10 protein-coding genes are annotated in these 13098 nt (G+C 74.3%); 3 read left to right on the top strand and 7 right to left on the bottom strand.

Translation table 11 applies throughout. The features are described 5' to 3' along the window. Window positions 1-139: 139 nt before the first annotated feature. Window positions 140-583, bottom strand: coding sequence for an HNH endonuclease (locus tag LQ51_RS09565; RefSeq protein ID WP_046564360.1), 444 nt, complete (start codon window positions 581-583; stop codon window positions 140-142). Between the two features lie 473 nt (window positions 584-1056). Between LQ51_RS09565 and adhE the strand changes: the two genes are divergently transcribed. Beyond that, window positions 1057-3642 carry a bifunctional acetaldehyde-CoA/alcohol dehydrogenase gene (adhE, locus tag LQ51_RS09560; protein ID WP_046564359.1) on the top strand — a complete coding sequence of 862 codons (2586 nt, stop codon included), beginning with the start codon at window positions 1057-1059 and terminating at the stop codon, window positions 3640-3642. A gap of 31 nt (window positions 3643-3673) precedes the next feature. Here the strand turns inward: adhE and LQ51_RS09555 are convergent, their stop codons facing one another. Both LQ51_RS09555 and LQ51_RS09550 read right to left on the bottom strand, forming a co-directional pair. Continuing rightward, window positions 3674-5200, bottom strand: coding sequence for an FAD-dependent oxidoreductase (locus LQ51_RS09555; RefSeq protein ID WP_046564358.1), 1527 nt, complete (start codon window positions 5198-5200; stop codon window positions 3674-3676). A gap of 118 nt (window positions 5201-5318) precedes the next feature. Then, the gene (locus LQ51_RS09550; protein WP_046564357.1) at window positions 5319-5810 is read right to left on the bottom strand and encodes an MSMEG_6728 family protein; all 492 of its coding nucleotides are present in this window, start codon (window positions 5808-5810) and stop codon (window positions 5319-5321) included. Window positions 5811-5896: 86 nt separating this feature from the next. Between LQ51_RS09550 and LQ51_RS09545 the strand changes: the two genes are divergently transcribed. Continuing rightward, on the top strand, window positions 5897-7675 hold the full coding sequence (locus LQ51_RS09545; RefSeq protein ID WP_197087615.1) for a potassium channel protein: 1779 nt from the start codon (window positions 5897-5899) through the stop codon (window positions 7673-7675). 123 nt (window positions 7676-7798) lie between these two features. On the opposite strand, the gene LQ51_RS09540 is transcribed toward LQ51_RS09545, so the two are convergent. Together LQ51_RS09540 and LQ51_RS09535 are read right to left on the bottom strand one after the other, a co-directional pair. Further along, window positions 7799-9040, bottom strand: a complete 1242-nt coding sequence (locus tag LQ51_RS09540; RefSeq protein WP_046564356.1) for an APC family permease — start codon at window positions 9038-9040, stop codon at window positions 7799-7801. A 9-nt stretch (window positions 9041-9049) separates the two neighbouring features. Then, complete coding sequence (locus LQ51_RS09535; protein WP_197087617.1) at window positions 9050-9787, bottom strand: phosphatase PAP2 family protein; 738 nt, start codon at window positions 9785-9787, stop codon at window positions 9050-9052. Between the two features lie 142 nt (window positions 9788-9929). Here LQ51_RS09535 and LQ51_RS09530 point away from each other — a divergent pair, with 142 nt between their 5' ends. After that, window positions 9930-11141 (top strand): DUF4032 domain-containing protein, encoded by a 1212-nt coding sequence (locus LQ51_RS09530; RefSeq protein ID WP_046564354.1) that lies wholly within the window; start codon window positions 9930-9932, stop codon window positions 11139-11141. Between the two features lie 603 nt (window positions 11142-11744). Here LQ51_RS09530 and nagA read toward each other — a convergent pair. Together nagA and LQ51_RS09520 are read right to left on the bottom strand one after the other, a co-directional pair. Continuing rightward, on the bottom strand, window positions 11745-12854 hold the full coding sequence (gene nagA, locus LQ51_RS09525) for an N-acetylglucosamine-6-phosphate deacetylase (protein WP_046564353.1): 1110 nt from the start codon (window positions 12852-12854) through the stop codon (window positions 11745-11747). Beyond that, window positions 12851-13098: ROK family protein (locus tag LQ51_RS09520; RefSeq protein ID WP_046564352.1), on the bottom strand; the 248-nt coding region annotated here is incomplete at its 5' end. The genes nagA and LQ51_RS09520, both read right to left, overlap by 4 nt.

Raw genomic sequence — 13098 nt, 5'->3', positions numbered from 1 at the left:
CCCCGATCTGCCGCAGGTCGTCGCCTCGCGTCCCCGCGGGGGCGGCGGGTGCGGGCCGCGCGGGGTGGGGAGGGGCCGGCGGGCGCCGCGCCGGGGGCGTACCCCCGACGCGGCCCCCTGTGCCCGCCGGCCCGGCTCGTCACCGCCCGGCCATCGCGGCCCAGCTCGGCGGCACCGGCTCCCGCCGCAGCGGCATGCCGGCCTCGGCCGGCGTCCGGTCGCCCTTGCGCTGGTTGCACGGGTAGCAGGCGGCCGTGGTGTTCCGCCAGGTGTTCCGGCCGCCGCGCGAGCGGGGCAGGATGTGGTCGACGGTGCTCGCCGGGGCGTCGCAGTAGGCGCAGCGCCGGCCGTCGCGGCGCAGCACCCCGGCCCGGGACCAGGCCGGGCCGGCGCTGAACCGCCAGCGGGTCACCACGTACCGGACGAGGCGGACCACCCGCGGTATCGGGAAGACCCCGATCACCTGGTCCGGCTCGGCCTCGTGGATCTCGGCCACCCGCCGGCAGAGCATCCGGATCGCGTGCTGGACGGTGACCCGGTGCAGCGGGCCGAGGTCGGCGTTGATGACGAGGACGGCGTCCACCGGGCTCTCCCTTCACAAACGGTGGTCGAGGGCGGGCCGGGCAGCGAAAAGCCGCCCGGCCGATGGCGACGGGGCGGCTGCGACGGGAGACGCGGGTGCGCGTCAGCCGGGCCACCCGGCACCGGGGTGGGTGCCCCGGTAACCGGCGCTGAGCAGCCCGAACGGCACGAAGGTGGCGTGCGGCTGCGACATCGACGGCTCCCGGAGCGGTGGTTGACCTTGCGCGCTCACGGTAGATCCGCGCGGCAGAGGCGGGCAACGCATTTCGATCCGCCGTCGGGCGCCGGTGATCCATCGAGGACGAAGGTGGTTTCGGGCTGGATGTGCTGGTTCATCTTCCCGGCATCCGGGAGGGACGGCGGGACGGGACCTTCGGCACCCCCGCATCCGGGCCGTTACGCACGGTCGCCCGGGCGGCGACCGTCCGAGTCTGATAGTGGCCCTGACGCCGCAACCGCCGAGGTGAAAGCAGCATGTCCGAACTCCACACCACCATCGACAGCCTGGTCGCCGACGGCCTGAAGGCGCTCACCGACTACGAGCGGTTCACCCAGGAACAGGTCGACCACATCGTCCGCAAGGCGTCCGTCGCGGCGCTCGACCGGCACGCCGCGCTGGCCCGGCTCGCCGTCGAGGAGACCGGCCGGGGCGTCTTCGAGGACAAGGCGGTGAAGAACATCTTCGCCTGCGAGCACGTCACCCACGCGATGGCGAAGACCCGCACCGTCGGCGTGATCAGCCGCGACGAGATCAACGGCATCGTGGAGATCGCCGACCCGGTCGGCGTGATCGCCGGCATCACCCCGGTCACCAACCCCACCTCGACCACCATCTTCAAGGCGCTGCTCGCGTTGAAGACCCGCAACCCGATCGTCTTCGCGTTCCACCCGTCGGCCCAGCGGTGCAGCGTCGAGGCGGCCCGTACGGTCCGGGACGCGGCCGTCGCCGCCGGGGCACCGGCACACTGCGTGCAGTGGATCGAGGAGCCGTCGGTCGAGGCGACCACGGCGCTCATGCACCACCCCGGGATCGCCACCATCCTCGCCACCGGCGGCAACAGCATGGTCCGCGCCGCGTATTCGGCGGGGAAGCCGGCGCTGGGCGTCGGGGCCGGCAACGTGCCCGCGTACGTCGAGGGCAGCGCCAAGCTGGCCCGGGCCGTCAACGACATCGTGCTCTCCAAGTCGTTCGACAACGGCATGATCTGCGCCTCCGAGCAGGCCGTCATCCTCGACGACGCGATCCACGACGCGGCGCTCGAGGAGTTCCGGCGGCTGCACGCGTACGTCGCCACGGCCGAGGAGAAGAGCCGGCTGGAAGGGCTGCTCTTCCCGGACGGCCGGCTCAACCCCGAGGTGGTGGGGCGGACCGCCGAGTGGATCGCCGAGGCGGCCGGGTTCACCGTGCCGCCGCGTACCTCGGTGCTCCTGGTCGAGGTGGACGGCGTCGGACCGGACGAGCCGCTGACCCGGGAGAAGCTCTGCCCGGTGCTGGCCGTGCTCCGGGCCGGCACCCGCGAGCAGGGCCTGCGGTACGCCGAGCAGATGGTGGAATTCCACGGCCTCGGGCACAGCGCGGTCATCCACACCGCCGACGAGAAGCTGGTGGAGGAGTTCGGCCTGCGGGTGAAGGCGGTCCGGGTCATCTGGAACTCGCCGGCCTCGCAGGGCGGCATCGGCGACATGTACAACGCCTTCCTGCCCTCGCTCACCCTCGGCTGCGGCAGCTACGGCCGGAACTCGGTCTCGAACAACGTCTCGGCGGTCAACCTGCTCAACATCAAGCGGATCGGCCGCCGGACCAACAACATGCAGTGGTTCAAGGTCCCCTCGAAGATCTACTTCGAGCCGAACGCGATCCGCTACCTGGCCGAGATGCCGGACGTGCACCGGGTCACCGTGGTCACCGACGCGACCATGACCCGGCTCGGCTTCGTCGACCGGATCAACCGGGTGCTGCAACGCCGGGCCGAGAAGATCGCCCTGCAGATCATCGACGACGTGGAGCCGGAGCCCGGCGTCAGCACCGTCGACCGGGGCGCCGAACTGATGCGGGCCTTCGGGCCGGACACCATCGTGGCCCTCGGCGGCGGCTCGGCGATGGACGCGGCCAAGGTCATGTGGCTCAAGTACGAACACCCCGAGGTCGTCTTCGACGATATGCGGGAGAAGTTCTTCGACATCCGCAAGCGGGCCTTCACCTTCCCCAACCTGGGCGAGCGGGCCCGCCTGGTCTGCGTGCCGACCACCTCGGGCACCGGCGCGGAGGTCACCCCGTTCGCGGTCATCACCGACCACCGCACCGGCAAGAAGTACCCGCTCGCGGACTACGCGCTCACCCCCACCGTGGCGATCGTCGACCCGGTGCTGACCGCCAGCATGCCGCGCGCCATTGCCGCCGACAGCGGATTCGACGCGCTCACCCACGCCATCGAGGCGTACGTGTCGGTCTACGCCAACGACTTCACCGACGGGCTGGCCCTGCACGCCATCCGGCTCATCTTCGCCAACCTGGAACGCTCGGTGGTCGACGGCGACGACGAGGCGCGGGAACGGATGCACAACGCCGGCACCATCGCCGGCATGGCCTTCGGCAGCGCCTTCCTCGGCATCGTGCACGCCATGTCGCACACCCTCGGCGCGACCTTCCACATCGCCCACGGGCGGACCAACGCGGTGCTGCTGCCGCACGTGATCCGCTACAACGGCACCGTCCCGTCGAAGCTCTCCGGCTGGCCCCGCTACGAGAGCTACCGGGCGCCCGAGCGGTTCGCCGAGATCGCCCGGCTGCTCGGCCTGCCCGCGGCCACCCCGGCGCAGGGCGTGGCGGCCCTCGCCGACGCGGTGGAACGGCTGCGGGACGCGGTCGGCATCGAGCCGTCGTTCGCCGCCGTCGGGGTGGACCAGGCGGCGTTCGAGGCGGCCCTGCCGCAGCAGGCACTCAACGCGTACGAGGACCAGTGCGCGCCGGCCAACCCCCGGATGCCGATGCTGGACGACATGCAGCAGCTCATGCGGGCCGCGTACCACGGCACCCGGTGGGACGGGGTGAGCCGCTGAGGGTGGGGAGGGCCCGTCGAAGGGTGCTCCCTCACCGGGGGGCGAGCAGGCCGCGCGGGCGGATCGAGCGGACCGGCTCGGCCGCCGCCCCCTCGGCCCGCAGGATGTGGTTGGCGGCCATGATCCCGGTGGCCGCCGAGCGTTCCATGAGCGCGCTCGGGAACTCGGTGCGGATCCCGTCGCCGGCCAGGTAGAGGCGGTCGGCGTCGGTGCGTACCCCGGGCCGCTCGGCGTGGCTGCCGGGGGTGAACGCGGGCGCCTGCGCCTCCACCCGGGCCCGCAGTTGCCGGACCCGCAACCCGGCCGCCTCCGGCCAGAGCTCGGTCAGCTCGACCCGCATCCGCTCGGCCAGCTCCTCGGCCGGCACGTCCGGCTCGCACGCGTACGCGTGCAGCTCCACCACCGAGCCGCCGGTGCGGGCCGCCCAGCGGCGCGGCTCCGCCTCCAGCCGGTGGTAGAGGGTCACCGAGTCCAACGTGGCCTGCCGGGACACCCCGCTGAACACCGCCCGGTCCGGCCGGACGTCACCGTCCATCCAGTACCGGGCCACCGCGTACGGCGGACCGGGGGTGCCGAACGCGGGCATCCGGGCCACCAGCCGGGGTGCCGCCGCGACCAGGCCCGGTGAGGCGGCGACCAGCGCGGCGAGCGCCGGCGGGTCGACGGCCAGCACCACGTGCCCGGCGTCGTGGGCCGCCCCGTCGGCGGTGCGTACCCGCCATCCGCCCGGCGTCCGGTCCAGCCGGGCGGCGGCCGTGCCGGTGCGGACCTGGCCGCCGTGCCGCTCCAGGTGGCGGGTCAACGGCTGCCAGATCGCCGTCGCGTAGTCCTCGTCGGGGCAGTCGAAGGCCAGCCCTTCCGGGTTGCCCAGCAGGTAGAAGTGGAACTGAGCGATCATCTCGGCGGCCGACATCTCCGCCTCGTGGTTGAAGAACGAGTGGGAGAAGACCTCGAAGAGCATGGCCCGGGCCCGGTCCGGCAGCCGCAGCGAGGTGAGCAGCTCGTCGGCGGTCCGCTCGTCGAACTCGGCGTAGGTGCGTTCCGGGTCGTAGCTGAGCAGCGGCAGCGCGGCGTCCCGGTCCATGCCGCGCAGGTCGGTCAGGCGCAGGCTCGGGCTGCGCAGCAGCAGCGCCAGCAGGTTCGCCGGGGGCGCGGGCGGCAGCCGGCCGAACTCCTCGGTCGGCCAGCGCGCCGACAGGATCGGATAGCCGGGGATCGGCTTGAGGAACCCCAGTCCGGGGTCGACCCGGCGGAGGATCGATCGCCAGTTGTAGTACTGCCGGAAGAAGGCGTGGAAGCCGTGCTCGTTGCGCTGCGGGCCGTCCGGCAGCTCCTCCGGCCAGGCGCCGAGCCGGCCGCCCAGGGTGGGCGCCGACTCCAGCACGGTCACGTCGACCCCCCGCTCGGCCAGCACCACGGCCGCCGACATGCCGGCGATGCCGCCGCCCACCACCACCGCCCGCACCGGCCGGGGCACCCGGGGGGCGCCACCGCCGCCCGGGTCCACCACGTGTTCGCGTACGCCGATGAGGCGGCCGATCAGTTGCGACAGCGCCATCCGCACCTCCCCGGCCGATAGGCCCTCAGTCTGCCCGCTCCGGCGTCCGCCGGCAGAAGTCGGCCGCTCGGCCGCCCGGCGGTCCGCCCTCCGGCTCCGGCGGCGGAAGGGCCGCCGCTCAGTCGTCCGGGGGCAGCAGACAGCGCCGCGCCCGGTCCGAGGCGGGCCAGACGTACTCCAGGTCGGGTGGGACGTCGCCGAACCGGGGACCGTAGTGCGCGGGGTCCTTGCGCAGCAGCGACGAGCGGTGGCTGCGGTGCAGATCCTCCCGGCCCAGCCAGGGCGGCAGCTCGCCGGCCTCGGCCAACTCCGGCTGGGTCCGGACGACCGCGAGGCCGCAGGCGGTGGCGAGGTCCGTGGTCAGGGTGGCCGCGCAGGTGTCCGCCCGGCCCGGCTCGCACCACACCGCACACATGTCCAGCCCGTACCGGGTCAGCGCCTCCTCGTAGCCGGCCCACATCTTCACCGCCGGGTGGTTGCGCCAGCCGTAGCCGGGCCGGGTCAGTCCGCGCAGCACCTGGATGGTCTCCACCCGCTGCTTGCCCAGCCGCTTCTGATCCAGCGCCCGGGCGCTGGCCAGGAAGTCCGGATACGGGAGGAACGTCTGCATGGCGGTGCACTACCCGAACGCGCCGGCCCCATGCTTCATGATCGAGGGGGCTGCGCGCACCGCGAGCGGCTGACTACCATCCGGGCATGGCCGAGCCCCTGCGCGACCGCGCGCGCCGCGCGACCGGGTGGCGGCTCCGGATGAACGGTGACTCCCGGCCGCACTTCGTGGTCTGCGGCTCCGACCCGCTCGCGTACTGGGTGGTCCGGTCGCTGCTGGCCACCGGGCCGTCCAACGGGCGGATCCGGATCACCCTGGTGGTGCCGGAGCGCCGCCGCTCGGAGGGGCCGGACGGCCGGGACATCGAAGGCATCCAGGTGGTGCGCGCCGACCGGCTCGACGAGGCCACCTTCCGCCGGGCCGGGCTGGCCGGCGCGGACGGGCTGGCCCTGCTGCACCAGGACGACGTGGGCAACATGCACGCCGCGCTCTGCGCCCAGGAGGTCGAGCCCCGGCTGCGCCTGGTGGTACGCATGTTCAACACCAGCCTCGCCAACGGCCTGCGGCAGATCTTCCCCGACTCGGCGGTCCTCTCCGACGCCTCGATGGCGGCCCCGGCGTTCGTCGCCGCCGCGCTCGGCGAGCTGGCCCCCACCCACTTCCGGCACGCCGGCCGCACCCTCTACGTGGCCCGCCGGGCCGACGTACGCCCGCAGGACGTGCTCTGCGGCCTGGCCGTCACCGGTGACCCGGAGCTGATCCGGGTGCTGCCCGCCGACGAGGCCTCCGCCGACGTGGTGCTGGCCGAGGCGACCGGGCAGCCGCCCGGCACCGAGCTGGCCGCCCGCCGGCTGGTCCGGGCCCGCCGCCGCCGGGAGCCGGTGGTGGCGCTGCTGCGGGCGGTCCGCAGCTTCGCCACCCGCAAGATCGGCGTGGCGGTGCTGGTGCTGCTGGCGGTGATCGCCGTGCTGGGCTGGCTGAACGGCCGGGCGGCCCAGGTGAACTGGTCCGATGCGCTCTACCTCACCCTGGTCACCACGTTGAGCGGGCAGGATCCGGATCTCGGCAAGCCGGTCGCCGCCCAGATCATGCAGGTGGTGCTCAACCTCGCCGGGCTGGCCCTGATCCCGCTGATCACCGCGGCGGTGGTGGACGGCATCGTCAACGCCCGGCTCGCCCTGCACGCCGGCCAGGCACCCGACCGGTCCGGGCACGTGGTGGTGGTCGGGCTCGGCAACATCGGCACCCGGGTGATGGCCCAGCTGCACGACTTCGGGGTCGAGGTGGTGGCCATCGACAAGAATCCCGAGGCGCGCGGTGCGGCGCTCGCGCACCGGCTCGGCGTACCGCTGATCATCGGGGACGCCGGGCTGGAGGAGACCCTGCGGGCCGCCTCGGTGGACACCTGCCAGGCGCTGGTGGTGGTCTCCACCGACGACGGCACCAACCTGCGCGCCGCGCTGAACGCCCGCGGCCTCGACCCCGACCTGCGGGTGGTGCTGCGACTCTTCGACGGCGACTTCGCCCGGCGGATCCAGGAGGCGTTCGGCGTCCGCCTGTCGCACAGCGTGTCGTACCTCGCCGCGCCCGCGTTCGCGGTGGCGCTGCTGGACCGGGCGGTGATCGCCACCATCCCGGTCGACCGGCACGCGCTGCTGGTCACCGAGGTGCCGGTGGTCGCCGACTCCCCGCTGGACGGCCGGCCGGTCGCGGCGGTGGCCCGGCCGGGAGAGGTGCGCGTGCTCGCGCACACCCGCGCCGGGCAGCGGACCGACTGGACCGTGGACCCGCGGATGGTGATCCAGGCCGGGGACCGGCTGACCGTGGTGGCCCGCCGGGCCGGGCTCAGCGCCCTGCTCCGGGAGACCAGCGCGGGCCCGGTCGAGCCGGCCGGCCCGCCGGTGCCCCGCCAGCCGGCGGAGTGATCTCCGGCGGTGAGACCGGCTGACCGCGCCGGCCTCGCTGCTCAGCCGGCTCGGCGGGCGGGACGCACGGCCTACCAGCGGCTCAGCCGGCTCGGCGGGCAGGGCGCACGGCGTATCAGCGGCTCAGCCGGCTCGGCGGGCGGGACGCACGGCGTACCAGAGGGCGCCGAGGGCGAGCACGCCGAAACCGGCGAGGGTGCTGGCGACCGGCAGGTTGACCGCGAGCAGCAGGCAGCCGACCAGCCCCAGCGCGGCGAGCAGCTGCACGGGCAGCTTCCGGGCCGGATCGCGGCCCAGGGTCAGCGCCGAGGCGTTGGCGATCGCGTAGTAGACCAGCACCGTGCAGCTGGAGAAGCCGATCGCACCGCGCACGCCGCCGAGGGCCACCACCACGATCACCACGGCGGCCACGGCCAGCTCGGCGCGGTGCGGCACCCGGGTACGCGGATGCACGGCGGCCAGCCCGGCCGGCAGGTCCCGACGGCGGGCCATCGCCAGGGTGGTCCGGCCGACGCCGGCGAGCAGGGAGAGCAGCACGCCGGTCACCGCCACGGTGGCCCCGGCCCGGACCAGCCAGGCCAGGCCGGGCAGCCCGGCCGCGCCGACCACCTCGGCGAGCGGGGCCGCGGCATCGGCCAGCCGCCCCTCGCCGAGCACGCCGAGCGCCACCACGGCCAGCACCAGGTAGATCGCCAGCACGATGCCGAGCGCCACCGGCACGGCGCGCGGGATGGTCCGCTCCGGGTCGCGTACCTCCTCGCCGAGGGTGGCGATCCGGGCGTACCCGGCGAAGGCGAAGAAGAGCAGACCGGCAGCGGTCAGCACGCCCCGGGCGTCGATGCCGGCGACCCCGCCGAGCCGGTCGAGGCCGACGTGCGGCGCGCCGGAGACCGCGACCACGGCCAGCACGGTGAGCACCACGCCGACCAGGACCCGGGTGGCGGTGGCGGTCTTGCCCACCCCGCGCAGGTTCACCGCGGTCACCGCCAGCACCGCGAGGACCGCGACGAGCCGCGCCCGCCCCGGCCAGAGGTACGCCCCGATGGTCAGCGCCATCGCCGCGCAGCTCGCCGTCTTGCCGACCACGAACCCCCAGCCGGCCACGAAGCCGGCGAACGGGTGCAGCCGTTCCCGGCCGTAGACGTAGGTGCCGCCGGACTCGGGGTAGCGGGCCGCCAGCCGGGCCGAGCTGGTCGCGTTGCAGAAGGCGATGAAGCCGGCCAGGGCCAGCGCGGCGAGCAGCCCGGCTCCGCCGGCGGCCGCCGCGGCGGGGGCGAAGACCACGAAGACGCCCGCGCCGAGCATCGACCCCAGTCCGATGACGACCGCGTCGGGTACGCCCAGTCGGCGCTCCAGTTGCTCCACGGCAGCACCCTACGGCCGAGAGGTGAACGGCCGGTCCCAGCGCCGTAACCGGCCCGGCAACGGCAGGTCGTCCCAGGGCATCCGGCGCAGCAGGCGGTCCAGCAGCAGGCCGAGCAGCAGCCCGGCGACCGAGTCGGTCAGCCAGTGCCAGCTCAGATAGACGGTGGTGCAGAAGACCACCGCCGGAGGCACCACCCGGATCACGGTGACCAGCCGGGCCGGCATGGTCCGGCCGAAGGTGCGCAGCAGGGGGGCCAGCAGCAGCGCGAGCACGCCGTACCAGACGATCGCGTTGGCGACGTGCCCCGACGGGTACGACTGCGCGAAGCGCACCGGCAGGTCGTGCTGGAACAGCGGCAGCGTCTGCTCGGGCGACAGGAACGGCTCCTTGATCGAGGCGCTCGGCGCCGGGCGGGCCGTCCACACCTTCAGCGGGCCGATCGTGAAGGTGGTGAGCACGAACGCGACCACCGGCGGCAGGATCGGCCGCACCGAGCGCAGCCGCACCGCCAGCAGCACGCCCAGCCCGGCCGCGAGCAGCGTGAGCGGGGTGCCCTGGCCGAGCAGGTTGAGCGTCATGGCCACCCAGCGGGCGGCGGTCGGGCGGTGCCCGTCGCACCAGTCGGCGACCGTCCGGTCGAGCCCGAACAGGTGCCCGGCGGCGAGTGCCACGGTCAGCGCCACCAGGGCCGCGAGCAGCAGCCCGTCGAACCACCACCCGGCCGGCCGGACCGGCCGCGGCCGCAGGTCACCGCGTACCCCTGTGGTCTCCCGCACGCGACCACGCTACCGGCCGCGGGCGGCGGCGGACCGGCGCGGGCCTTCGGCGGCTGTGTGCCGGCCCACGAAGGGAAGCGCTGCGGCGGGGTCAGCGGTCAAACTTGTCGGCGTGCGGATCACCTCGGCCCTCGTCGACCCGGCGCTGCTCGACCTTCCCTGGTCGACCCCGCTGGAGGAGTGGCCTGCCCAGCATCTGGTCGCGCTGCCGCAGGGCATCTCGCGGCACATCGTGCGCTTCGTCCGGCTCGGCGACTACGTGTACGCGGTGAAGGAGACCGGCGAGCGGGTCGCCGAGCGGGAGTACGACCTGCTCCGGGCGCTGGAGCGGATCGACTTCCCGTCCGTCGAGGCGGTGGCGATCGTGGCCGACCGGCAGACCGACGACGGGGAGCCGCTGGACCCGGTGCTGATCACCCGGCACCTGCAGTTCTCGCTGCCGTACCGGGCGCTCTTCTCCCGGACGCTGCGGCCGGAGACCATGAACCGGCTGCTCGACGCGCTCGCCGTGCTGTTGGTGCGGATGCACCTGACCGGGTTCTTCTGGGGCGACTGCTCGCTGTCGAACACCCTGTTCCGCCGCGACGCGGGCGCGTTCGCCGCCTACCTGGTGGACGCGGAGACCGGGGCGTTGCACAACTCGCTCTCCAACGGTCAGCGTGGGGAGGACCTGGAGATCGCCCGGGTCAACATCTTCGGTGAGGCGTTGGACCTGCAGGCCGCCGGGCTGCTGCACGAGTCGATCGACCCGGAGGTGGTCTGCGAGGAGGTCGTCCAGCGGTACGAGCGGCTCTGGCACGAGATCACCTACGAGCAGCAGGTCGAGCGGGCGGCCCGGCACGACATCGAGGGTCGGATCCGCCGCCTCAACGAGCTGGGCTTCGACGTCGCCGAGGTGGCCATGTCGACCGCCGACAACGGCCGGTACCTGGTCCGGCCGAAGGTGGTCGACGCCGGCTACCACACCCGCCGGCTGCTCCGCCTCACCGGTCTGGACGCCGAGGAGAACCAGGCTCGCAAGCTTCTCAACGACCTGGACGCGTACCGGGTGGAGAGCGACCTGACCGACGAGCAGCAGGCCGCGCACCGCTGGCTGACCGAGGTGTTCGAGCCGGTGGTCCGGGCGGTGCCGGAGCACCTGCGTCGCAAGCTGGAGCCGCAGGAGCTGTTCGCGCAGATCATCGAGCACAAGTGGCTGCTCTCGGAGCGGGCCGGCCGGGACGTCGGCATGCGCCACGCGGTGCATTCGTACCTGTCGGACGTGCTGGTGCACCGCCCCGACGAGCAGGCCGTCCTCGGCGTCGAGGTGCCCACCGCCGGCTGAGGCGCCCCGTTCGCGGGACAGCCGCCCGGGTCCGCTCGGTCGTGCGCGTCGTCCTACCGCCGCGGTCCGGTCCCGTGGTCGTGGCGGCGCCGTCCGGTCCGTCCCTGGGCGGTGGCTGCCGCGCCGAGGGTGGCTCTGGGTGCCGGCTGTTGTGCCGAGGGTGGTTCTGGGTGGGCGGCTGCTGTGCCGAGGGTAGTTCTGGCTGGCCGGCTGCTTCGGCGGATAACCAGTAGTTGCCTACCGACGTGATGACGTGAATGGATCGCCGAGGGCGGCCCGCGGCCGACGGCGCGCCGTACGGCGGTGCGACGGCTACCGGCGGGGTCGGCGGACGGCCGACCGGCGGATGTATCGGCTGCGGGCTGAGCCTGGCCACCGGACCGAGTCATTCACGACATCAAGTCGGTAGCGGGTGAGAACCCGTGCCCGGCGGGCTGAGGACACCGTCTGTGGTCGGTCGGTCGCCGCGCCGCCGTCGGCCGGCGGACCCGCCGGATACGTGGCGCGACCGGCTGCGCGTCGCCGGCCCCGTGGCGCGATCGGCCGCGCGTCCGCCGGACTCCGCAGCCTGCGAGCGGAACTGACCGTCGCGGACCGCTCGCGTCACTCCACCCAGGTGCCCCCGCGCATCACCCGGACCACGTTGAGGTCGTCGTCGAGCACCACGAGGTCGGCCCGCAGGCCGGCCTGGAGTGCCCCGAGCCGGTCGCCCAGGCCGATCGCCCGGGCCGGGGTGGTGGCGACCATGCGGGCGGCGTCGGGCAGCGCGATGCCGGCGGCGACGGCGTGCCGCAGCGCGGCGTCCATGGTCAGGGTGCTGCCGGCGATCGCGCCGTCCCGGCTGAGCCGGGCCACCCCGTCGGCCACCGTGACGGCCTGGCCGCCCAGCTCGTACTCGCCGTCGGGCATGCCGGCCGCGGCCATCGCGTCGGTGATCAGGGCGGCCCGCTCCGGGCCGGCCACCGAGCTGGCGAAGCCGAGCATCCCGTCATGCAGGTGCACCCCGTCGGCGACCAGCTCGCAGACCACATTGGGGGCGTCGAGCAGGGCCACCACCGGCCCCGGCTCGCGGTGGTGCACCGGGCGCATCCCGTTGAACAGATGGGTACCCACGCTCGCCCCGGCGGCCACCGCGGCCCGGGTCTGCTCCCAGGTGGCGTCGGTGTGCCCGACCGCCGCGACCACGCCGGCTGCGACGAGCAGCTTGATCGCCTCCAGCGCGCCGTCCCGCTCGGGGGCCAGGGTGACCATCCGGACCGCCCCGCCGCCCAGCTCGATCAGCTCGGCCAGCTCGTCGGTGGACGGGTCACGGAGGAACTCCGGGTTCTGCGCGCCGCAGCGGTCCGCCGACAGGTACGGCCCTTCGAAGTGGACGCCGGCCAGCACCCCGGCCTCGACCAGCGGCCGGAACGCCGCGGTGGCGTCCCGCATCAGCGCGAACGGCGAGCTGACCAGGCTGGCCAGCAGCGTGGTGGTGCCGTGGCGTAGGTGGAAGTCGGCCGCCGCCCGGGCCGAGCCGGCGTCCCCGGTGGTGAAGGTGTGCCCGCCGCCGCCATGGGTGTGCATGTCCACGAAGCCCGGCACGATCCAGTGCCCGTCGCGCACCGTCGGGTACTCCGCGACGGCCCGGATCCGGTCGCCGACGACCTCCACGCAGCCCTGCCGGATCACGCCGGCCGGGGTCACCACCTTGCCGGTCACGCGCAGGGTCATCGGCTCTCCTTCTCCAGGGTGTCCAGGGCGAGCAGGGCGGCGCCGAGGCAGCCGGCCTCGTCGCCGAGGGCCGCCGCGACCAGCCGCGGCTCCCGATGGAAGGTCAGTCGTTCGCGCAGCGCCACGCGGAGCGGGTCGAGCAGCCGGTCGCCGGCCTGGGCGAGCCCGCCGCCGAGCACCACGGTCTGCACGTCGAAGAGCGCCTGCCCGGTGGCGAGGCCGTCGGCGAGCGCCTCGACCGCGT

The sequence above is a fragment of the Micromonospora sp. HK10 genome, assembly GCF_000982955.1.
GTDB lineage: Bacteria > Actinomycetota > Actinomycetes > Mycobacteriales > Micromonosporaceae > Micromonospora.
Note: the sequence above shows the minus strand (reverse complement) of the source record. Positions and strands in the feature narration are given on the sequence as shown.